We start from the raw sequence: 23,146 nt of genomic DNA, 5'->3' as shown, positions 1-23,146 counted from the left end.
CAGAGTTTTCAGATAATTTAATAGATGATACTTATTATTTCTGTGAAGATGATGGAGACGGACATATGGTTGTAGATGTGAATGATATGACGGATGCTTTATTAGTAGACGGATCGATTATGAATGTTAAATATTACTATTCAGAGTCGGAAGCGCAAGCGAATTCACAAAACTATATTGTAAATCCAATCAATATTACAACAGCAGGAACAGTATTATACATCCGTGCGGAGAATACAGAAACAGGATGTGTATCTGTGTTGATGTTTACAGTGAGTGTAGGATCTTATCCAGAGATTTTAACAGACACAGTAACATATATCGAGTGTGGATTTGATGGTGTAGCAACTTTTGATTTTGCTACCAATGTGAATTTATTAGTAACACCATCAGCAGATATTGAAACTACTTATTATTTATCAGAAGCGGATGCTACAGTAAAAGAAAATGCGATTGCTTCTTCAGGATACGAGAGTAGTGCAACGACAATCTGGGCAAATGTTAGGAATACTTTAACAGGATGTGAGGTAGTAACATCGTTTGAGATAGAAGTGGAAGAGATTCCAGTATTTGAAAGTAATGCAGAAGAGATTATTTGTTTAAAAGAAATCGTTTCAGTAAATGACCCACAGATTGAGAGTGAGATTAGTGTTTACAATCCAGAAGGAGATTATATCTATGAGTGGACTTTCAACGGAGAAGTTCTAGGACAAACAGGGGAGACAATCACTATTACAGAATCAGGAACTTATACGGTGAAAGCAATCAGTACTACTGGACAAAATGCATGTGAGAGTGCGCCACAAACAATAGAGGTGATTGGATCTTATATTGCAAATATTACAGAAGCGGATATTGTAGTTTCAGGATATGTAGAAGGATTTGGAAGTAACACAGTAGCAATTAACACTACAGGATTAACTTTAGGAGAGTATGAATTCTCAATTGATGAAGGAAATACTTGGCAAACAGCACCAGTGTTTACAGATGTTCCTGGAGGAGATTATGTATTATTGATTCGTAATGTATTAGGAGGAGGATGTGAGAATCCATCGATTCCATTTGGAGTTATCGACTTCCCTAAATACTTCACACCAAACAATGATGGAATCCATGATACATGGAAGATTCAAGGATTGGAGAGTGGAAATTATGCAAGTGTAGAGATTTACATCTTTGATAGATACGGAAAAGTGATTGTTAAATTAGATCCAAAACAAGGATGGAATGGATTGACAAGATATGGTCAACCATTACCGTCATCAGATTACTGGTTCTCATTAGACATCGTGAAGTCTGTAGGAGTATCAGAAGATGGAACTGTAACGACAAGACGTTATACAAAGAAAGGACACTTTAGTTTGATTAGAAGATAAAAAACTGTTTAATTTTGACATATAGAATTATAATGAAAATTAGTAAAATAGCAATAGCTTTATCGTTCTTGATAAGTACTTTTACGATAAATGCTCAGGAAACATTACCTGTATATTCTGATTATTTATCAGACAATGTATATTTAGTTCACCCAGCTGCTGCTGGTATTGGAAACTGTGGTAAAATTAGGCTAACAGCAAGAGCGCAATGGCTTGGTGAATCTGATGCACCAGCATTACAAACTTTAAGTTTCCAGACTAGAATTGGAGAAAAAGGAGGAGTTGGAGCTGTATTATTTAATGATAAAAATGGTTACCATTCTCAACAAGGAATTTTAGGAACATATGCTTATCATATTGATTTAGGAAGATCAGATGAAGCTCATCAATTATCTTTTGGATTATCTTTAATGGCAGTTCAAAATAGTGTTGACGAATCTAATTTCCATTACTCATATTTTGATCCAGCTGGAAATCCAGAAATAGATCCTGCGATTTCTTATATTGTTAGTTCAAGAAGTTATTTCAATTCTGATGTTGGAATTGCTTATCATAAGAATGGTTTATATGGATATTTTACGGCAAAGAATTTATTATTAACAGCAAGAAATCTTTATAATGACGATTATGAATCGTTAAACTTAAGAAGATATTTAACGACTGTTGGTTATTATTTCGGAGAAGATTATCCTTTCCAATTTGAGCCTTCTGTAATGGCGCAATTTGTAGATGCTACAAGGGAGAAATTTGTTGACTTTAATATGAAAGTATATAAAAAGTTTGATGAATCTCAAATTTGGTTAGCAGGTTCTTATAGAAGAGCTTTTGAAGGAAATAATCCAGAAGATTTACAATATTTAACAGGTATATTTGGAATTAACTATAGAAAATTCTTATTCTCTTATACTTATTCTTATCAGTACAATGATATTGTGTTTGATAACGGAGGGTATCACCAAATTACTTTAGGATTTAACTTTGGATGTAGAGAACCTAGAACTACTGGTTGTCCAAATATTAATGCAATGTTTTAATAAAAACTCATTTTATATGTCTTAAAAATACTTTTAAGAAAAAAATGAATGCTATTATAAAAGGAAAAAAGGATGTTTTGTAAAAAAACATCCTTTTTTTATTGTTTATTCTTTAATGAATTTGAATTTTTTAATAGCGTCTTTATTATCAATTATGATTAAATAATAAACACCCGAATTGAAATTACTAACATCAATAGTGTTGTTATTTAAAGTTGTTTCAAAAGTTGCTCCTAAGACATTATAAATTTTTATTGATTTTATTTCATTTCCAGATTCAACAAAAAGTAGATCATTGACAGGATTAGGATAAATTTTAATTTTTGATTCATAATTTGGAATAGAAAGTTCCTCACAAGAAACGATTAAATCATAAGAACTATTACTGCCATCATCAGAATCTACAACTATATAATAAGTTTTTCCAGCTTCAGCGTTATTTAAAATAGCATGTGAAGAATAAACTTCTCCCAAACAATCTTGAGGATCACAACTTCCTAAAATATATACATCAAGATCTCCTGAGAAATTGGAGATGGTCGCAGTAAGTTTTCCAGAAGAAGGACTTGTAAACTTATGAACTCTCTCAGGACCTGTTTCAGTCCAATTATTACAACCATATGAAGAAACATAAGAAGGTTCGTTAGAAGAGCTTCCGTGGTAGGTTTCATTACAGTTTAAAGTAATTGCATTTTCACAATCCAATAAAGTAGAATTACTTGAACAGTCGGTGTTGGAAATACAAATTTCATGATAATATTTTTTCAACATTTCACAATATCCCAAATTAAATACTTCTCCCCAGCGTTCGATTCCTCTTTGACATAGTCCAACACCATGTCCATAAATAAACCCAGATTCATTTGAATTATTATTATCTACTTCACAACATGGAGATTCGTTTGTTTCTGAGCAATTATTGTGACCAGAGCAAGGTTTAGAGATTAAATAAGGAACATAATTTCCAGAAGTATTACAACTATTATAAGGACTCCAAACTCCTTCATGAGCACTTTGTGTGTAATCACCATTACATCTTGCTCCGTAAATAGCTGTGATAACTTCATTGTTATAGAGAATTATTTCATTTTTAGTTTCCGTACTCGAAAGTAAACTTCCAGAATCATAAGTGTCATTATAAGCTTGACCAATATTTACAGGATTTCCATCAATATGTTTTTTCATGGAATACGTTCTTGCTGCAATTGCTTGTGCTTTTTTTACATTTAAATTTTCTGTTACTCCAGCAATTTCTGCCTTAACAACACCTGCAATATATTCTTCGAAATTAATATAACCAGTAAATCCAGAATTGGAGTTAGAGCCATTATAACCATTGTGTAAATATTGCACATAAACCGTTTCAGGAATATCTTCAAAAGTACAATCTGTATTTGTAGTATTCCTTTTTTGGGTGAAAGTAGGAGGAGTGATTGGATCTTTAGATTTTTCTAAGTTTTTTTGATGAAAATCTTTTTCTAAGATCATTTCTAAATTTTCCTTTTCGTTTTCATTTTTAACTTTAGGAATTAAATAGAAATTTTCAACTTTGATAGTATTGTTGTTTTCTAAAATATATAAATCCTTAAATAGAGTTTCATAACCATCTTTTTCAATTTTTAAATAATAATAAACTTGATGACTATTTAAAGTATAAGAATAAGTTCCGTTATTATTTGTTTTTAAAATGAAAGAAGGTTTTTCATAAGTTTTTTTATTAAGTATTGGTAAATTGTTTGAAGTATAACTTACATTTCTTTCATAAAAAGTAATTTCACAGCCCGAAATTTCAGTTTTGTCCAGAAGATTGAATAGTTTTCCTTCAATTTTTTTTTGATTTTGGCTAAAAAGAGAAAAGTAAAATAGGATAAATCCTAAAAAAAATAATTTTTTTTTCATTGAATTTGATGTTTGTTACTCTACAAAATTAATTTTTAAAGAAAATAATAACTAAAAAAGAGTATTTTTTTTGAAAATATTAGGCTTACTAGATTTTTCGGGGACTTAAATATTGAGTTTTTAATTGAAAAAACGATTAGAGATAAAAATAATCGATTTTTTTTTGAATTTTTTTTTACTGATAAAGTCTTGTTAAATAAGGGGTTTTGAGTGGGTGTGAAAAAAAGTTTAAATATTTTTCAAAAAAGACTTGCAGGTTTAGAAAAAGCTCGTATATTTGCAACCGTAATAATGAAACAATAATCATTACTACAATAAACAAAAATACACTGTCCCATGGTGTAATGGTAGCACTCCGGTTTTTGGTACCGTCAGTCAAGGTTCGAGTCCTTGTGGGACAACAAAATCCTCTGAATTTTCAGAGGATTTTTTGTTTTATATATATTGCATGAAAAAACTTTCCTTTTCAAGAAAATTTCAAAAAAGTTTTAAACTAAAAAGTATAAAAGATTCACCTACGATTTAATAGTATAAATAACAACTCCAAACCTAGCTTCAAAACCATAATTCTCAACAGCATTTCTTCCTTTTAAGGTTTCGATCGTAGAAATAGAACTGCTATTAATTTTTTCAATCCAATCTTTAGTCACAAGTTTTAAATTGTTTTCAGACTTTAGAAAAATTAATTCTTTGTTTTGATTTAAAGAAATAGGGTTTAAAGTAATCTCGATCATATTACCATTTCCGTATTTACCATATTTAGATTTGGCTTCAAGGGAATCGATCAAGTTTATATTGGTGTAGTTGGAATTAGAAAACTCTTGTTGTGAAATTTCGTAAGTAGAATTATTGTCAATTACCAATATTTTAGATTTAGCAATTGTTTCTAAACATACAGATTTCACTTGACTAAACGAATTAGTAAATGAAAATATAAAAAGCAATAAAAAAATAGGTCTTAGAAGTTTCATATCATTAAGTTCTAATAGCTTGATTTACTGCAAAAACAATGCCATATTTAACTTTTTGTTAACTAAAATTACAGTGTTGTTAATTTTTTTACTTTTTAAATTCTAAATTATGAAGAAAATAAAGTTAGATTTATTATTTTATTATAATTTTAATCAAAATAAAACTTAAGGAAATTTAAATAAAAAGAGGCTACATAATTAAATGTAACCTCCCTAAAACTATATATTTAAAAGTTATATCTTAAAAGTAATAACAGGCTTGATAGAATGATTCGTTAAATCTTCTGTTATACTTCCATTAAATAAATGAGATAAACCACTTCTTCCATGAGTGTTTAAAGCAATCACATCTGCGTCTACTTCATTAGTAAAGTTTAAAATACCTCTCTCAATAGAGTTATCATTGTAGATGTTGATTGAATAGTTTTTCAGATCATATTCTTTGATAAAAGCATCCATTGTATAATTTGACTCACGAGTAGTCTCGAAGTTATATGGTGTATTTACTTTTAAAAGATGTATTTTAGAATCAAAAATTGAAACGAAATCTAATAATTTATCAAAAGTCTTTTTATTTTCTTTTGTAAAGTCAGAAGCAAAAACAATATTTTTTATCTCAAAATCTTCATTATGATCTTTGATTACTAATACAGGAACATCTGAGTTTCTTACTACTTTTTCAGTGTTTGAACCGATGAAAAACTCTTCTAAACCACTTGCTCCTTGAGATCCCATGATGACTAAATCTATCTCATGTTCTTTACTAGCATCGATAATTCCTTCAAATGTTTTGTGGAATTGTACAGACTCAACTACATTAATTCCTTCAAAGAAATCTGACTTTTTGAACTGTTCAAATTTTTCATGAATTTTTTTCATGAACATCACTTTTAAAGGTCCAGTTTCACCAGTTGTGAAGTTTGTTGGATCAATAACATCAGAAGGTAATTCAAACATATGTAGTAAATAAATTTCACTTCCTGTTTTTTTAGCGATTTTAGCAGCAACTTTTGCAGCATTAGTAGCTTGTTCAGAGAAATCCACTGGGACTAAAATTCTTTTCATAATTTAGTTAGTAATATTAGGTTAATTAATTTGTAGTAAAGTTAAATATTTCATTAGTAAATATGTATGATTTTTGTCATTAAAAAAAATATTGTATATTTGCACTAATAAACAGATAAAAATGAATAAATATGAGGGGACTAAAAGTCCCCTCTTTTTATAAAATAATATGGATAAAGCCAAAGTAAAACAACTTGTTGAAGAGGCATTAAATGAGAATCCATCTCTTTTTTTAATTGAATTGTCTTTTCTAGAAAACAACAAAATTCATGTTGAGATTGATGGTGATGAAGGTGTTCCTTTAAAAGAATGTATCAGAGTAAGCAGAAATGTTGAGCATAATCTAGATAGAGAAGAAGAAGACTTCGCTTTAGAAGTTACTACACCGGATATTGCAAATCCAATTCAACACAAAAGACAATATAAAAAGAATCTTAATCGTACTTTAGAAGTGAAGTATGGAGAAGATAATACAAAGGTTGAAGGTAAATTAGTTTCTGTAACAGATGATTCTATTTCATTAGAATGGAAAGCTAGAGAGCCAAAGCCGATTGGTAAAGGAAAAGTAACTGTTGTCAAAAATGCAACAATATTATACAGTGACATTCACCAAGCAAAGGTGAAAATAATTTTTAACTAAAAGACTGAAATGGAAAATATAGATTTAATTGAATCATTTTCAGAATTTAAAGACGATAAAAGTATAGACAGAGTAACTCTTATGTCTATCTTAGAAGAAGTTTTTAGAGCTACACTTAAAAGGAAATTTGGATCAGACGATAACTTTGATATTATTATTAACCCAGATAAAGGGGATTTAGAAATTTGGAGAAATAGAGTAGTAGTTGGTGATGGAGAAGTAGAAGAGCCAAACGAAGAGATCGAGTTATCTGAAGCAAGAAAAATTGAGCCAGATTTTGAAATTGGTGAAGATGTATCTGAAGAGGTGAAATTAATTGATTTAGGAAGAAGAGCCATTTTAGCACTTCGCCAAAACTTAATTTCAAAGATTCATGAACATGATAGTACAAATATGTACAAACATTTCAAAGATTTAGTTGGAGATATTTATAGTGCAGAAGTGCATCATATTCGTCACAATGCTGTAATTTTGTTGGATGATGATGGAAATGAAATCATTTTACCAAAGAATGAGCAAATCAAATCTGATTACTTTAGAAAAGGTGAAGCTGTTAGAGGAATCATTAAAGATGTAGAATTGAAAGGAAATAAGCCTTCAGTTATTATGTCTAGAACAGCTCCTGAATTCTTAGTGAAATTATTTGAGCAAGAAATTCCTGAAGTATTTGACGGATTGATTACAATCGAGAGAGTAGCGAGAATTCCTGGTGAAAAAGCAAAAATTGCAGTAGATTCTTATGATGATAGAATTGATCCAGTTGGAGCTTGTGTTGGTATGAAAGGTTCAAGAATCCACGGAATTGTTCGTGAATTAGGAAATGAAAATATTGATGTTGTAAACTTTACAAAGAACGAAGAGATTTTCATTGCTAGAGCTTTAAGTCCAGCGAAAATTGTTCGAATTGCAATTGAACCAGAAGAAGAAGGTAAAAGAAAGAAAGTTAACGTATTTTTACAACCAGAAGAAGTTTCTAAAGCAATTGGTAAAGGAGGAGTTAATATTAAATTAGCTTCACAATTGACAGGATACCAAATCGATGTTCAAAGAGAAGGTGTAGAAGACGAAGATGTAGAGTTAGTAGAATTTTCTGATGAAATTGAAGGATGGGTAATCGAAGAGCTTAAAAACATCGGTTTAGATACAGCGAAGAGCGTATTAGAATTAAGTGTTGCGGAGCTTGTAAAGAGAACAGATCTTGAAGAGGAAACAATTACTGAAGTTCAAAGAATATTAAATGAAGAGTTTGAAAAATAAAATTTAAACTCAAAAAAATAATTAGGCTAAACAATTAAAATTATATGGCTGATAATAAAACGCTTAGGCTCAATAAAGTTTTAAGAGAATTAAACATATCACTGGCTACTGCAGTTGAATTCTTATCCTCAAAAGGAATTGAGGTAGAGGCTCGTCCTACTACAAAAATTTCTCAGGATAATTATGCGCAACTTCAGAAAGAGTTTCAAAGTGATAAGAGTAAAAAAGCCGCTTCTAAAGAAGTAAGCGCAGAGAAACGCAAAGAAAAAGAAGCGATGCGTTTAGAGCAAGAAGAAAAACTTGAAAAAATAAGAAAACAAGAAGAAGAGGCTAAAAAACAAATTCTTAAAGCTAAAGCTGATAAACCAACTATTAAAAAAGTTGGTAAAATCGATTTGACAAGCGATAAAAAGAAAGCCGAAAATATTACTGAAGAGCCAAAACAGAAGCCTGCTCCTGTAGAGAAGAAAGATGTTGTTGAAACTAAAGACGAACAACAAAAAGAAACAATAACAACTGAAACTAATATCTTAGAAAACAAAGAGACGCAAAAAGTTTCAAATTCTGAACAGCCAGCAGATATTAAAACAAAGGATATTAAGTCAGAAGTTAAACAAGAAGAAATTAAGCCAGAGCCAGCAAAAGAAGTGGAGTTGAAAAAAGAAGATACAAAGAAACCAGAACAGAAATCTGCGAAACCTATTGATGTAGCAAATAAGTTCCAGCCAAAGAAAAATACGCAGAAAGAAAAACCTCAGAAGGAGAAAAAAGAAGAAGTCTCTATGACGGATGCTCCAAAAATTGAGACGAAGTATAAGAAATTAGATGGTCCTAAATTAACTGGTAAAGTTATTGATTTAAAACAGTTTGAGAAAGCTAAAAAGAAGAAGCCTGAAGATAATAAAAAGGGTTCTGGAAATAGGAATCAATCTGGAAACAAAGGAAGACGTAAAAGAATTACTAAACCTGGATCTCAAGATAACAAAGGAGGTAATAACAACAACAATAACAACAATAATAATAACAGGAACAATAACAGCCAAGGAGGTAATAACAGGAATAACAACAACCAAGGCGGAAACAATAACAACCGTAATAGAAACCAAAGACCTGGTCAAGGTGGAAATGGTGGAAACAGAGGATTCCGTGGAAAAGGTAGAGGAACACAAAAACCTGTTGTAAAAGAAGAACCAACTGAAGCTGAAGTTTCTAAACAAATTAGAGAAACTCTTGAAAGATTACAAGGGAAATCTAATAAGAATAAAGGAGCTAAACACAGAAAACATAAACGTGACCAGCACCGTCAACAAACTGAAAAGCAACAACAATTAGAACAAGAACAAAGTAAAATCTTGAAGGTAACAGAATTTGTTACTGTTTCTGAAGTTGCAACGATGATGGATATTCCTGTAACGCAAGTAATTTCTGCTTGTATGTCATTAGGAATGATGGTAACGATGAACCAAAGATTAGATGCTGAAACATTAAAAATTGTAGCAGCAGAATTTGGTCATGATGTTGAGTTTATTAGCGCCGAAATTGAAGAATCAATTCAAGAAGAAGAAGATAAAGCTGAAGATCTAGAAACAAGAGCTCCAATTATTACAGTAATGGGACACGTAGATCACGGTAAAACTTCTTTATTAGATTATATCCGTAAGGAAAACGTAATTGCAGGTGAGTCTGGAGGAATTACACAGCACATCGGAGCTTACTCAGTAGAGTTACACGATGGACAAAAGTTAACTTTCTTAGATACACCAGGTCACGAGGCCTTTACAGCGATGCGTGCACGTGGAGCACAAGTAACAGATGTTGTAATTATTGTAGTTGCAGCGGATGATGATGTGATGCCACAAACAAAAGAGGCTATCTCTCACGCACAAGCAGCAGGTGTACCAATCATCTTTGCAATTAACAAAGTTGATAAGCAAACAGCAAACCCTGATAGAATTAAAGAACAATTAGCAAGTATGAATATGCTTGTTGAGGATTGGGGAGGTAAATACCAATCACAAGAAATTTCTGCAAAAACAGGATTAGGAGTTGATGAATTATTAGAAAAAGTAATTCTTGAGTCTGAAGTTCTTGAATTAAAAGCGAACCCTAACAAGAATGCATCAGGAACAATCGTTGAGGCATTATTAGATAAAGGTCGTGGTTATGTAGCTACAATGTTAGTACAACAAGGTACTCTTAAGATTGGAGATTATGTATTAGCAGGAAAACACAGTGGTAAGGTAAGAGCGATGTTTAATGAGCGTGGAGCTGCATTAAAAGTTGCAGGACCTTCTACACCAGTTTCTTTATTAGGATTAGATGGAGCACCTCAAGCAGGTGATAAATTTAATGTATTTGAGGATGAAAGAGAAGCGAAACAAATCGCTACAAAACGTTCTCAATTACAAAGAGAGCAATCTGTAAGAACAAGAAAAGTACTTTCTTTAGCAGAAATTGGACGAAGAATCGCATTAGGAAACTTCAAAGAATTAAATATTATTCTTAAAGGAGATGTGGATGGTTCAGTAGAAGCATTAACAGATTCATTCCAAAAATTATCTACAGAAGAAATCCAAGTAAATATCATCCACAAAGGAGTTGGAGCAATTACTGAAAACGATGTTCTTTTAGCGTCAGCTTCTGATGCAATTATCATCGGATTTAATGTAAGACCACAAGGAAATGCTAGATTAGTTGCTGATAAAGAAGAGGTAGATATCCGTTCTTACTCTATTATCTATGATGCTATTAACGACTTGAAAGATGCAATGGAAGGAATGTTATCTCCTGAAATGCGTGAAGAAGTTTCTGGTAATGTTGAAATTAGAGAAGTTTATAAGATTTCTAAAATTGGAAACATTGCAGGATGTATGGTTGTTAGTGGTAAGATCTACAGAGATTCTAAGATTAGAATTATCCGTGAGGGTGTAGTTATTTACTCTGGTGAATTAGCATCATTGAAACGTTTCAAAGACGATGTGAAAGAAGTTGCTAAAGGATATGATTGTGGACTTCAGATTAAGAACTACAATGATATCAAAGAAGGTGATGTAATTGAAGCATTTAAAGAAGTAGAAGTAAAGAAAAAATTAAAATAATTTAATTTTTCATAACATATTGAAAAACCTGTAAGATGAACTCTTACAGGTTTTTTTATTAAATATAAAAAGAATGAGAAAACCTTTTCGATTTAAACAATTTGAAATATTTCAGGATAAAACAGCAATGAAAGTTGGAACAGATGGAGTTTTACTTGGAGCTTGGGCAAATCCTGAGAATGCGAATAAGATTTTAGATATTGGAACAGGAACAGGATTAATTTCGCTGATGTTAGCGCAAAGAAATAATCAAGCTGAGGTTTTTGCTTTAGAAATAGAAAAGAATGCTTTTGAGCAAGCAAAAGAGAATTTTGAAAACTCTATATGGGAGAAAAGAATTGTTATTGAAAATTGTTCTTTACAAGAGTTTCAAACAGAAGAAAAATTTGATTTGATAGTTTCTAATCCACCTTTTTATACTACAACTTTTAAAAATGAAGATGAAAAAAGAGCTTTAGCCAGGCATTCGGAAAGTTTACCTTATGAAAAACTTTTAGAAAAAACTTCTGAATTACTTTCAACTGAAGGTAAATGTTCTTTCATTATTCCTTTTACTGAAGAAGAAAATTTTATTCAAATTGCTAAAGATTTCAAACTTTATCCAGAAAGAATTACAAGAGTAAGAGGGAGAAAAGAAGCACCGCTAAAAAGAAGTCTTTTAGAGTTTAGTTTTAAACAAAAGGAAGTTAAAATTTCGGAATTGATAATTGAAATAGAAAGACATCATTATACAGAAGAATATGTCAAAATTGTAAAAGATTTTTATCTAAAAATGTGAAAACACCGAACACAATTAATTCAAATCACTAAAGTGCCCGATGTTTATCATCCCTCGTATTTCTAAAAGTAAATAATAGATGTTTTTTGCTTAATTTGATATATAACTTAATAACGACACTTTTTTCATTTTGTTTTATTAACTCTTAAATTTTCTTAAAATTTATACTCATTTCCTATCTTAGCATTTGATTATAAAATGAAAAAAATGATATTCGACGTATTAATTATAGGTGGAGGAGCTGCTGGAATTTCTTGTGGTTTGGTTCTTGGTTCTGCAAAAGAAAGAGAATTTGCAAAGGACAAAAACATTGGAATTATCATGCACCAGAGAGCTTCTTCTTTGCAAACTGCCATTTTGAATAATGTAATGGGAGTTGCTCCAAATACTTCTGGAGATGATTTGTTAGAAGACGGAAAAAAACAATTAGCTTCTTTATATCCACATGTTTCTCAGATTGAGAAAGAGAAAGTTTTAGAAATTGAGAAGAACGGAGATGTATTAAAAGTTATTACGAACAAAAATTCTTATGAAGCTAAAAATATCGTAGTAGCTGTTGGTCCAAAAAACTTTGCAATTAAAGGTTTAGAAGCTTACACTGAATTACATCAAAAATTACCTGCTGCTAAACAAAGAACTCAATTGAAAAATGTGGATCATGTAGTGGATAAAGGAATTTATGTTGCAGGAACTTTAGCAGGATGTAGAAGTCAGTTTGCAATTGCTGCAGGAAGTGGAGCAGAGGTTGCTACAGATATTTTGACAATTTGGAATGATGGAAAAACAACCATGATTCATGATAAAAAAACTGTTTCCTAATAGAAAAGAGATGTTTAGCATCTCTTTTTTTTGATTAAAATTCTAAGTAAATACAATATGTATTTATTTTTTTAGTTATAACAACTATAAAAGTAGTTGTATAACTAATAAAATAGTTTTATGTTTGTCAAAACAAAAATGAAATAATTATGAAAAAAATTGCTTTGCAAGCATTCTTATTCCTATTGACGATTTCAACTTATGGTCAAAAATTTACTGTTTCTGTTGATTATAGTTCAGAAAACCAAGAATTACAAGATTATTTTATGTTTGAAAATATTGATTATTACAAATACAATTTTTCAGGAAAAGACTTAAAAGGAAAAGATTATTTGCTAACAGTGAAAGAAATGTGGCATGGGAAAATGACAAATTTAGATACAATTGTGGATTCTAGAAATAGTAGAAAAATTGCAGATTCTACTTTTAAATTTAGAGTTTTGGCTAAAAAGACAAAAGAAAATCAATTGAAAATGCAATTTCGTTTTCCAGGTTTTTCAACAACAAAATTTTTCACTAGTACGGATTCGGAAAAATATTCTTTGAGAGAAATTGTTGCATTACAAAATAAGAACAAAGAATCTGGAAAGAAAATTTATTTGATGGCTTACATTTTACCATATAAACAAGGGAATTATTTAATGTATTGTGCTGTGGATTCTAGCGAATATAAACCAGAAGAATGGGGAGAAAAGTTTAATATTGAGCATTATTTAATATTTGAAATGAAATTTATTTAAACAGAAAAAATGAAAAAACTAACAAATAAAGAAGAGGAAATCATGCAGGTGCTTTGGAAATTAGAAAAAGCATTTGTAAAAGAAATTATGGAAGAGATTCCGGAGCCAAAACCACATTATAACACACTTTCTACAACAGTGCGAAAAATGGAAACAAAAGGTTTTGTTGGGCATGAAGCTTTTGGAAACACCCATCGATACTTTCCGAAAATAACAAAAGAAGATTATAGAAATAGATTCATCAATAGTACGATTAAGAACTATTTTGATAATTCTTTTAAGAACATGTTGTCATTTTTTGCGAAGGAAGAAAAAATTAGTTCGGACGAGTTAGAGGAAATTATTGCGCTTATTGAAAAAGATAAAGAAAAAGGGAAAAAATGATCATATACATCCTAAAAGTCAATTTTCTATTACTTCTTTTCGCAGGAATTTATCATATTTTTTTGCGAAAAGAGACTTTCTACCAAATAAATCGATTTTTCTTGTTAGGAGGAGTTTTATGTAGTTTTTTGCTGCCAAATATTTTTATTGAAAAAGAAATAGAAATTACTTCTTTAGAAAATATAGAGCAAAGTCCAGTTTTAGAAAATGTTACGCAAAGAGTTACAGAAGTTCCAACGGAAGTCATATCAGAAATTGATTATTCAAATTGGATTTCAATTGGAGTTACTTTGATTTCTGTGGTTTTATTGAGTTTACTTTTTTGGAAAATAATATTGCTTTTAAAACAGCTAAAAAAATTAAAATGGAAAGAATCTTTTGGAATAAAATATTTAGAAAGTAAAAATGAAAATGAAGCTTTTTCTTTTTACAAATACATTGTCGTGAACTCAGAAAATATGGGAAAAAATGCTTTGAAAAAGATTTTAGTTCACGAAAATATTCATGTAAGAGAGTTTCACACTTTTGATGTTCTTCTGATTCAAATAATAGAAGCTTTGTTTTGGTTTAATCCGTTTTTGAGATTTTACCGAAAAGGATTCGAAGAAACACATGAATTTTTAGCAGACGAAAAAACGATACATGAAAATTCGTTTTCTAGCTATGATTATCAAAAATTAATTGTTCAACTTCAAATAAAAAATAATTCTATGATTACAAATTCATTCAAAAAAGAAAGCACGCTGAAGCGAAGAGTTTTAATGTTACAAAAAGGAAAATCTACAAGAATACAATTTTTAAAATTGGTTTTAATTATTCCTTTTTTATTGAGTTTTATGGTTTTTGCTCAAACAAAAGAGAAACAAATTATCAGTGGAAATGATTCTGAAAAATACACTTTTATTTTAACAAAAGATAGTACAGATGAGGAAATAAAAGAGTTTCAGGATTTATATGCGAGTTTCTTTGATAAAGAAAGATTCTTATTTGATAATATAAAAAGAAATGAAAAAGAAGAAATTACTTCTTATGATTTTAAGACAACAATGAAAAATTATGATAGATTGGTTACGAGATCAAATATAAATTCAAATAGTCGAAATGTAATTAATCCATTAAAAATAGAAATTGACAAAGACAATCCTGACATTATTACTTCTAATAAAGGTTTAGAAGTAGTTTACGATCAAGAAAAATCTACTGTTAAGTTTAATAATGCTGAAAATCCAATTTGGAAGGATGATAAAGGAAATGTGATTACTGAGAAAAAGGCTAGTGAAATGCTGAAACAAGAAAACTATACAGTAGTAAGAGATTCTAAAAACAATGTATTTAGTTTGAAGAAGCAGAAATTTGAACATCTTAATTAAAACTAGAACTAATGCTTTACATCCTAAAAGTCAATATTCTATTACTTCTTTTTGCAGGAATTTATCATGTTTTTTTGCGAAAAGAAACTTTCTACCAAGCAAATCGATTTTTCTTGTTAGGAGGAGTTTTATGTAGCTTTTTGTTACCAAGTATTTTTATTGAAAAAGAAGTAGAAATTTCTTCTATAGAAAAAATAGAACAAAATCCAGTTTTAGAAAATGTTACGCAAACACTTTCAGAAGTTCCTATCGAAATTAAATCAGAAATTGATTATTCAAATTGGATTTCAATTGGAGTTATTATGATTTCTGTGGTTTTATTGAGTTTACTTTTTTGGAAAATAATATTGCTTTTAAAACAGCTCAAAAAATTAAAATGGAAAGAAGCTTTTGGAATAAAATATTTAGAAAGTAAAAATGAAAACGAAGCTTTTTCTTTTTACAAATACATAGTTGTGAATACTGAAAATATGGAGATTAATGCTTTGAAAAAGATTTTAGTTCACGAAAATATTCATGTAAGAGAGTTTCACACTTTTGATGTTCTTCTGATTCAAATAATAGAAGCTTTGTTTTGGTTCAATCCGTTTTTGAGATTTTACCGAAAAGGATTCGAAGAAACACATGAATTTTTAGCAGACGAAAAAACGATTAACGAAAATTCGTTTTCTAGCTATGATTATCAAAAATTAATTGTTCAACTACAAATAAAAAATAATTCTATGCTTACCAATTCATTTAAAAAAGAAAGTACATTAAAAAATAGAGTTTTAATGTTGCAAAAAAGAAGATCTGCAAAGACGAATATTCTAAAGGTATTATTTGTAATTCCTTTTTTAGTTAGTTTTATGATGTTTTCGCAGACGAGAGAAAATACTGAGAAATTATTTATAGAGTTTTCAGAGGAAACTACAGATCGAGATATTGATCTTTTTGAAGCAAAATATGCAAGAAGATATCTTGGGAAAGAAATAAAATTTGAAAATGTATTAAGAGATTCAGATAAAAATATAACTGGTTTAGACTTTTTGATTTTAGATGAGAAGACCAAAAACTATGTGAAAAAACATGGTTTTCAATCTGATGTACCTGAATTAAAACTTAGTATTACCGTAAATCAAAAAGGAGATATTTTTCATTTTAAAATGAATAAAACAAATTTTGATATAGAATATAATACTAAAAATAAATCAAATACAATGGTTCAAGGAGATTTTGTAGGGATGTCAACTTTTACAGAAGATGATTCTCCAACAGATATGGAAGCTAGCTATATTTTTTTAGAGAATGAATTAGAAAAAATTGGTGCAATTGATGATTTTAAATGGTTAGATACGGATGGAAAGGAAATTACAAAATCAGAATTCAAAAAGAAGATGAAATCTGAAAAATTAGGATATGGTATTAATATGTTGAAAAAGACCATTTCTTTATTTAAAAATTCTTAAACAGTATTTCTAAAAGATTAAAAATTTCATTATATAATATAAAGTTACTTCAAATTCTGGAGTAACTTTTTTGTTTTTAGATGTTAAACAAATCAAAAAAAACTCTTTGTTCTTTTTCTTAAAAATTGTAAATTAACTAATATTCAATTGGTTATAAAAAATATTTGAGAGAATGAATGAATCGATTTACCATATTTTTCGTTCTTCTTCGGAAGATACAGATATCATGAATGAATTATTCTTTCATTTTTTTATAGCTGCACTTGTAGTTTTTATTTTGGTTGCTGGTTTTCTGATTTTTATTGTTAGAAAATATAAATCCAAAAAATTAGAAAAAGACAAATACACGGTTTTAGAAAACCGCTCTACGGAAAGAATCACACTTTTTATTGCTTCAGTTTTAGTCATAGTATTTTTATTTCTGACTGTGAAAGTGATGTTCAGAATTCAACAAACGCCAAGCGAAGAACAAAAACCTTTTGTGAAAATCACAGGACATCAATGGTGGTGGGAAATAGAATATTTAGGAGACACACTTTTTACAGCAAATGAATTACATATTCCAACAGGAGATAAGTTTGTTGCACTTATGGAAAGTGCAGATGTTGTACATGATTGGTACGTTCCAGCATTGGGAAGAAAAATAGATATGGTTCCTGGAGTTACCAATTTTGTTTGGATGCAAGCAAGAGAACCTGGAGTTTATGAAGGAATGTGCAACGAGTTTTGTGGTGCACAACATACTTGGATGCGAGTAGAAGTTTTTGCACATGAACCAGAAGAATTTGAAAAATGGTTTCAAGAACAAAAACAAAAAGCTGTTGAAAAACCGGACACTCTTTTTCAAAAAGGAAAACAATTATTTCAAGATAAAGTTTGTGCAAACTGTCATACGATTAGAGGAACTTCTGCAAAAGCAAAAGTTGGCCCAGATTTGACGCATTTTGCAAGTAGAAATAAAATGCTTGGAGGAAAAGCGGAGGTGAATTTTCAAAATATTAAAGATTGGATTGAAGATCCTCAGAAGATGAAACACGGAGCATACATGCCGAATTTTTTAATGACAGAAGAAGAAATCAATGCATTAGCACATTATTTACACAATTTAAAGTAGAAGAATATGAAATTATTTTCATTTGAAGTTCCAGAACCAACAGAAGCATTACCATCTATCAAAAGTAGATATGGAATTTTGCAATGGATTTCTAGTACAGATCACAAGCAACTTGGGATTCTATATTTATGGGTTTCTTTATTTTTCTTTCTTATCGGAGGTTTTGAAGCAATGCTAATGCGTTTACAATTAGCTTGGCCAGGACTTCAAATTGTTTCTCCACAAACTTTCAACGAACTTTTTACAATGCACGGAACTACGATGGTTTTCCTTGTGTTGATGCCAACTTTGATTGGATTAGCTACCTATTTCCTTCCATTGATGATTGGCGCAAATGAAATGGCTTTTCCAAGATTAAATGCGATGAGTCTTTGGATGACTTTGTTTGGTGGACTTCTTCTTAATTTTAGCTTTCTAGCTGGAGGAGCTCCAGATGCAGGTTGGTTTAGTTATGCTCCTTTGAGCGAAAAAAACTATTCTTTTAGTTCTGGACTCGATTATTATAGTATTGGTTTAATTGTCACTGGAATTGGAAGTATTGGTGCAGGTTTGAATTTTGTAATTACAACTCTAACTATGCGAATTAAAGGAATGCGACTTCGAAAAGTTCCACTTTTTGTTTGGATGGTTTTTATCAATAGTTTCTTGATTCTTGCAGCTTTTCCATTATTAAATGCAGGATTGGTAATGTTACTAATTGACCGTCAACTTGGTTCTCACTTTTTTTTACCAAATACCGGAGGTTCGGCTCTGCTTTGGCAACATTTCTTTTGGGCTTTTGGGCATCCTGAAGTTTATATTTTGGCACTTCCAGGTTTCGGGATTATTTCCGAAGTGATTCCTGTTTTTAGTAGAAAAAATATTTTTGGATATACAACTTTAGCAGCAACTACTGTTTTTATTGCTTTGCTTTCTTTTGGAGTTTGGGCACATCATATGTTTGTTGCAGGATTAGGAAATCCGATTAATACATTTTTCGCAGCAGGAAGCATGTTGATTGGTATTCCGACAGGAATTAAAATTGTGAATTGGATGGCGACCATGTGGAAAGGAAATATTTATTTTTCTACTTCTATGCTTTTTGCAGTTGCTTTTATTTTAGATTTTACACTTGGAGGACTTAGTGGAATTGCAGTAGCGATTGTGCCTTTAGACTGGCGTGTGACAGATACTTATTTTGTGGTTGCACATATTCATTATGTATTTTTAGGAGGAACACTTTTTACCATTTTTGCTGGAATTTATTATTGGTTTCCAAAAATCAGCGGAAGAATGTTAAATGAAAGACTTGGAAAATGGCATTTTTGGTTATTTCTCCTTGGGTTTAATATGACTTTCTTTTTACAACATCTTCTAGGTTTTATGGGAATGCCAAGAAGAGTTTTCTCTTATCCAGATTTACCTTACTACGGAATTTTAAACTTGATTTCTTCAATAGGAGCAGTGTTTATGCTTATTGCAGTTGTCATTTTTATCTATAATATTTTTAAAAGTTTGAGAAGTGGAGAGCTTGCAGGAAATAATCCTTGGAATGCTTGGACTTTAGAGTGGTATACGACTTCTCCTCCTCAACTTAAGAATTTTGAGACTTTACCAGAAGTAACAAGTCTTCGGCCAGTAATTGATTGGGAAAAACAAAAAGTAGCACAAAAATCATGAAGATAGTTTTTAGACAAACCAAATTATTAATGCAATTATTCATCGCTTCAGAATCTTTATTTTTTGTGGCTTTAATTATTGCATATGTATATTTCCGAAATTTTAGTGATACTTGGGAAGCTTCTACAAACTATCTAAATGTCAAACGAACTGCAATTTTTTCTATTTTTTTATTCTCCAGTAGTGGAACAATCACGATTGCAAAATATGCTTTAGAAAAAAACAAAAGAAAGCTCTTAATTTTCAGTTTGATTCTGACGATCCTACTTGGAGCAACTTTCGTTTTTGGTCAAGTAACAGAATATATGGATTTGTATAACCAAGAAGTTACAATCAATCAAAATATCTTCGGAAGTGCATTTTTTACACTTACAGGATTTCATGGATTTCATGTTTTCTTAGGTTTAATTATTCTAACAATTTATCTTATTCTGACACTGTTGGATGTTTTTCGACAACGAGATCCTTCTAGTGCTTTTTTAGCAGCTGAATGGTATTGGCACTTTGTGGATGTTGTCTGGGTTTTTGTGTTTTTCATTGTTTATTTAATGCCATTATTATGAAAGAATTCTTATTACATTATAAAGGATGGCAGTGGCCAGCGTATTTCAATTTGATTTTACTCTTTTTGATTTTTTGGTTTGTAATTATGTTTAAAAACAAAAAGACAACAAGTAAAAACATTTGGAATTTCGCTTTTGCTGTGATTTTAATTGCTTATTCCTTAGTTTCTCCTTTAGCAACTCTAGCAGATGGACATTCTTTTATAGCACATATGACACAACATGTGATTTTATTGATGGTTGTTCCAGCACTATTATGGATGAGTTTACCAAAAGGAACTAAAATTACTTGGAGAATATTTAGATATCCAATGATTTCTTGGGTGGTTTTTATCGCATATATGTGGTTTGTGCATTTACCTTTTTTCATCACAGAGATGGCAAATCATATTCATAATGCTTCCGAGTTTACAGTGAATCTTTTACATGTTTTTGGAGTGATTAGCAGTTTAGCAGTTGGACTTTGGTTTTATTACCCAGTTTTAGCTCCAAAACCAAATCCGACTATGCCAATTTTGAAAAGTGTCGGTTACCTTGTTTCTGCTTGTGTTGGTTGCACACTTTTAGGAATCTATATCACTTTTGCAGAAACGTTGATTTATGACCCTTTCTATGCAGAAAGTGGTTTTGCAAGTAGACTTTCCAATTTAGATAAATTTCAAGAACAACAAATTTCAGGACTAATAATGTGGCTTCCTGGATGCTTGATATATCTTACGATTTCAATGAATTTAATCTTGAAATGGTTGAAGAAAAAAGAAGTAATAAATGAAAAAATGAGAGTTTTATGAAAAAAGAAACGAATAAAAATAAAGCTTATCCAGAAGAATTACCAAGATTTACATGGTATCCATTTATTCTTTCTATTGGAGTAACACTTCTTTTTTGGGGAATTGTTACCACTTTAGTAATTGCCATTATGGGAATTATTTTTCTATTTCTTGGATTAATTGGGTGGATTTCAAATTTATTAGAAGAACAAAAACGAATTGAAAATGGAGAAAAAGAAGTGTGAAAATTGTCCGAGTGAATTAACGGAAGATAGAAGAAGTTTTTTAACAAAGCTGACTTTTGTTCTTGGAGGAATTGGAACGATTCTTATCGGAATTCCAGTTCTTGGTTCTTTGTTTGAACCATTAGTGAAGAAAGAAAAGAAATCTTGGAGAAAAGTTGGAAAAATAGCTGATTTTAAAGTTGGAGATACAGTTTTAGTAAAATTTCCTGATGGAGATATTCTTCCTTGGGCGAAAGAGATTTCTTATACAGCTTCATGGCTAAGAAGAGTTGATGAAAATAATTTTGAAGCATATACGATTAATTGTGCACATCTTGGTTGTCCAGTTCGTTGGATTGAAGAATCGGAATTATTCTTATGTCCATGTCATGGAGGAGTTTATTATAAAAATGGAGATGTAGCAGCGGGACCACCTCCAAGACCATTGCAAAAATATCCTGTACGAACAACAAACGGATATGTTGAAATTAGATCAGAAGAAATTCCAATTACAACAATAGAAAATAGCTAAAACAAGATTTATGAAAAAAGGAAATAGAGCTTGGAAATGGTTGGATGATAGAACAGGACTTTCAGAAATGATTCTTCCTCTTGCAAAACATTTGGTGCCGCCAAATGCAAAATGGTGGTATGTTTTCGGAAGTGCAACTTTGTTCTGTTTGCTTTTACAAATTGTTACAGGAATTGGTCTTTCACTTCTTTACCAACCATCTTCGGATACAGCTTATGCTTCTTTAGAATATATTACAAATACAGCTTTTCTCGGAGCTTGGCTTCGTGGTCTACATTATTTTGGCGCTTCTGGGATGATTCTTTTCATGGGAATTCATATGATTCGAGTGTATATAATGGCTGTTTATAAATTTCCTCGTGAAATGCAATGGATTACAGGAGTTGTTCTTTTGTTTTTAACGATTGCAATGGGTTTTACAGGCCAATTACTTCGTTGGGACGATACAGGAGTTTGGTCGGCAGTTGTTGCGGCAGAACAAATGGGAAGAATTCCAGTGATAGGAAAATCAGTTGCTTATCTTCTTTTAGGAGGAGAGACAGTTGGAGGAAGTACACTAACAAGGTTTTATTCTTATCATGTTTTTATTATACCAGTTTTTCTTTTTCTTTTTGTTGGTTTACATGTGTATTTGGTTTTTAGAAATGGAATATCAGAACCACCTGTTGTAGGAAGTTTAGTAAATCCAAAAACTTATAGAGAAAAATATGAAAAGATGTTGGAGAAAATTGGTGTTCCATTTTTTCCAAATGCAGCTTGGCGAGATGTAGTTTTTGGTTTTTTAGTAATTCTGACAATTTCTCTTTTAGCTTATTTTATTGGAGCTCCAGAATTAGTTGGGCCACCAGAACCAGCAAGTACAAATGCAAATCCAACTCCGGATTGGTATTTAGTTTGGATTTTTGCACTTTTTGCTTTGATGCCACCAGCGATTGAAAGTTATGTTATGGCAATTGGGCCTTTATTAATGATTTTCTTATTATTAGCACTTCCTTTTTTATCCAATAAAGGGGAAAGGCATCCGATGCGAAGACCTTGGTCAATTATAGGAGTTTTGGTTGTTGTAGCAATTATTATTTCTTTGACAATGGAAGGAAATAAAGCACCTTGGTCACCAAGATTTGATGTAAAACCTTTGTCTCAAGAAATTTTAAAGAATCCTACACCTGAAGCAGAAAAAGGAATGGAATTATTCTATGAAAAAGGTTGTTTATTTTGTCATAAAATAAAAGATAAAGGAGGTTTTAGAGGTCCTGATTTAACCAAAGTAAAAGAAAGATTAAATACACAAGAAATGACTATTCGAATTGTAAATGGAGGAGAATATATGCCAGCTTTTGGAGGTTCATTATCAGATGAGGAATTGGATGCTCTTTTAGCTTTCTTAAATAGTGATAAATAAAAT

Annotated in this window: 21 protein-coding genes and 1 tRNA gene; 19 read left to right on the top strand and 3 right to left on the bottom strand. The window is 30.7% G+C overall.

Features of this window, described 5'->3' with window-relative positions; all coding sequences use genetic code 11:
- Together I0K12_RS03985 and I0K12_RS03980 are read left to right on the top strand one after the other, a co-directional pair.
- Positions 1 to 1,376, top strand: a 1,376-nt coding sequence (locus tag I0K12_RS03985; protein ID WP_196885578.1) for a T9SS type B sorting domain-containing protein, incomplete at its 5' end; no start/stop codon positions are given.
- A gap of 32 nt (positions 1,377 to 1,408) precedes the next feature.
- Entirely contained in the window at positions 1,409 to 2,410 is a 1,002-nt protein-coding gene (locus I0K12_RS03980; RefSeq protein WP_196885600.1) for a type IX secretion system membrane protein PorP/SprF, read from the top strand.
- Between the two features lie 105 nt (positions 2,411 to 2,515).
- Here I0K12_RS03980 and I0K12_RS03975 read toward each other — a convergent pair whose 3' ends face one another.
- Positions 2,516 to 4,309 (bottom strand): T9SS type A sorting domain-containing protein, encoded by a 1,794-nt coding sequence (locus I0K12_RS03975; RefSeq protein WP_196885577.1) that lies wholly within the window; start codon positions 4,307 to 4,309, stop codon positions 2,516 to 2,518.
- 330 nt (positions 4,310 to 4,639) lie between these two features.
- Between I0K12_RS03975 and I0K12_RS03970 the strand changes: the two genes are divergently transcribed.
- Positions 4,640 to 4,710 (top strand) — tRNA-Gln (locus I0K12_RS03970).
- A gap of 114 nt (positions 4,711 to 4,824) precedes the next feature.
- Here I0K12_RS03970 and I0K12_RS03965 read toward each other — a convergent pair.
- Together I0K12_RS03965 and I0K12_RS03960 are read right to left on the bottom strand one after the other, a co-directional pair.
- Entirely contained in the window at positions 4,825 to 5,280 is a 456-nt protein-coding gene (locus I0K12_RS03965) for a hypothetical protein (protein ID WP_196885576.1), read from the bottom strand.
- Between the two features lie 234 nt (positions 5,281 to 5,514).
- Positions 5,515 to 6,345 (bottom strand): universal stress protein, encoded by an 831-nt coding sequence (locus tag I0K12_RS03960; RefSeq protein WP_196885575.1) that lies wholly within the window; start codon positions 6,343 to 6,345, stop codon positions 5,515 to 5,517.
- A gap of 169 nt (positions 6,346 to 6,514) precedes the next feature.
- Here I0K12_RS03960 and rimP point away from each other — a divergent pair, with 169 nt between their 5' ends.
- The 16 genes from rimP to I0K12_RS03880 all read left to right on the top strand — a co-directional run bounded on the left by rimP (position 6,515) and on the right by I0K12_RS03880 (position 23,143).
- Entirely contained in the window at positions 6,515 to 6,985 is a 471-nt protein-coding gene (rimP, locus tag I0K12_RS03955) for a ribosome assembly cofactor RimP (RefSeq protein ID WP_196885574.1), read from the top strand.
- Between the two features lie 9 nt (positions 6,986 to 6,994).
- Positions 6,995 to 8,242: a transcription termination factor NusA gene (gene nusA / locus I0K12_RS03950; protein WP_196885573.1), complete on the top strand. Its 1,248-nt coding sequence runs from the start codon at positions 6,995 to 6,997 to the stop codon at positions 8,240 to 8,242.
- Positions 8,243 to 8,286: 44 nt separating this feature from the next.
- Positions 8,287 to 11,340 (top strand): translation initiation factor IF-2, encoded by a 3,054-nt coding sequence (infB, locus tag I0K12_RS03945; RefSeq protein ID WP_196885572.1) that lies wholly within the window; start codon positions 8,287 to 8,289, stop codon positions 11,338 to 11,340.
- A gap of 73 nt (positions 11,341 to 11,413) precedes the next feature.
- A complete protein-coding gene (locus I0K12_RS03940; protein WP_196885571.1) occupies positions 11,414 to 12,118 on the top strand; it encodes a tRNA1(Val) (adenine(37)-N6)-methyltransferase in 705 nt (234 codons plus the stop codon).
- A gap of 207 nt (positions 12,119 to 12,325) precedes the next feature.
- A complete protein-coding gene (locus I0K12_RS03935; RefSeq protein ID WP_196885599.1) occupies positions 12,326 to 12,937 on the top strand; it encodes an FAD-dependent oxidoreductase in 612 nt (203 codons plus the stop codon).
- 149 nt (positions 12,938 to 13,086) lie between these two features.
- Entirely contained in the window at positions 13,087 to 13,677 is a 591-nt protein-coding gene (locus I0K12_RS03930) for a hypothetical protein (RefSeq protein WP_196885570.1), read from the top strand.
- Positions 13,678 to 13,686: 9 nt separating this feature from the next.
- Positions 13,687 to 14,061, top strand: a complete 375-nt coding sequence (locus I0K12_RS03925; RefSeq protein ID WP_196885569.1) for a BlaI/MecI/CopY family transcriptional regulator — start codon at positions 13,687 to 13,689, stop codon at positions 14,059 to 14,061.
- Positions 14,058 to 15,431 (top strand): M56 family metallopeptidase, encoded by a 1,374-nt coding sequence (locus I0K12_RS03920; RefSeq protein WP_196885568.1) that lies wholly within the window; start codon positions 14,058 to 14,060, stop codon positions 15,429 to 15,431. The genes I0K12_RS03925 and I0K12_RS03920 overlap by 4 nt, the downstream gene beginning before the upstream one ends.
- A gap of 11 nt (positions 15,432 to 15,442) precedes the next feature.
- The gene (locus I0K12_RS03915; protein WP_196885567.1) at positions 15,443 to 16,879 is read left to right on the top strand and encodes a M56 family metallopeptidase; all 1,437 of its coding nucleotides are present in this window, start codon (positions 15,443 to 15,445) and stop codon (positions 16,877 to 16,879) included.
- A gap of 172 nt (positions 16,880 to 17,051) precedes the next feature.
- Positions 17,052 to 17,993: a cytochrome c oxidase subunit II gene (coxB, locus tag I0K12_RS03910; RefSeq protein WP_196885566.1), complete on the top strand. Its 942-nt coding sequence runs from the start codon at positions 17,052 to 17,054 to the stop codon at positions 17,991 to 17,993.
- A gap of 6 nt (positions 17,994 to 17,999) precedes the next feature.
- Positions 18,000 to 19,652: a cytochrome c oxidase subunit I gene (gene ctaD / locus I0K12_RS03905; RefSeq protein WP_196885565.1), complete on the top strand. Its 1,653-nt coding sequence runs from the start codon at positions 18,000 to 18,002 to the stop codon at positions 19,650 to 19,652.
- Positions 19,649 to 20,215 carry a heme-copper oxidase subunit III gene (locus I0K12_RS03900; RefSeq protein ID WP_196885564.1) on the top strand — a complete coding sequence of 189 codons (567 nt, stop codon included), beginning with the start codon at positions 19,649 to 19,651 and terminating at the stop codon, positions 20,213 to 20,215. Before ctaD ends, I0K12_RS03900 begins: the two co-directional genes overlap by 4 nt.
- Positions 20,212 to 21,006, top strand: a complete 795-nt coding sequence (locus tag I0K12_RS03895) for a cytochrome c oxidase assembly protein (RefSeq protein WP_196885563.1) — start codon at positions 20,212 to 20,214, stop codon at positions 21,004 to 21,006. Before I0K12_RS03900 ends, I0K12_RS03895 begins: the two co-directional genes overlap by 4 nt.
- Positions 21,003 to 21,230 (top strand): hypothetical protein, encoded by a 228-nt coding sequence (locus I0K12_RS03890; RefSeq protein ID WP_196885562.1) that lies wholly within the window; start codon positions 21,003 to 21,005, stop codon positions 21,228 to 21,230. The genes I0K12_RS03895 and I0K12_RS03890 overlap by 4 nt, the downstream gene beginning before the upstream one ends.
- Positions 21,211 to 21,741, top strand: a complete 531-nt coding sequence (locus tag I0K12_RS03885) for a ubiquinol-cytochrome c reductase iron-sulfur subunit (protein WP_196885561.1) — start codon at positions 21,211 to 21,213, stop codon at positions 21,739 to 21,741. Before I0K12_RS03890 ends, I0K12_RS03885 begins: the two co-directional genes overlap by 20 nt.
- Positions 21,742 to 21,751: 10 nt before the next feature.
- Positions 21,752 to 23,143: a cytochrome b N-terminal domain-containing protein gene (locus tag I0K12_RS03880; protein ID WP_196885560.1), complete on the top strand. Its 1,392-nt coding sequence runs from the start codon at positions 21,752 to 21,754 to the stop codon at positions 23,141 to 23,143.
- The last annotated feature ends 3 nt before the right edge of the window (positions 23,144 to 23,146 follow it).

The sequence above is a fragment of the Aureivirga sp. CE67 genome, from assembly GCF_015767245.1.
GTDB lineage: Bacteria > Bacteroidota > Bacteroidia > Flavobacteriales > Flavobacteriaceae > Aureivirga.
The sequence above is the reverse complement of the archived record's forward strand: the minus strand, read 5'-3'. Positions and strand labels throughout refer to the sequence as shown.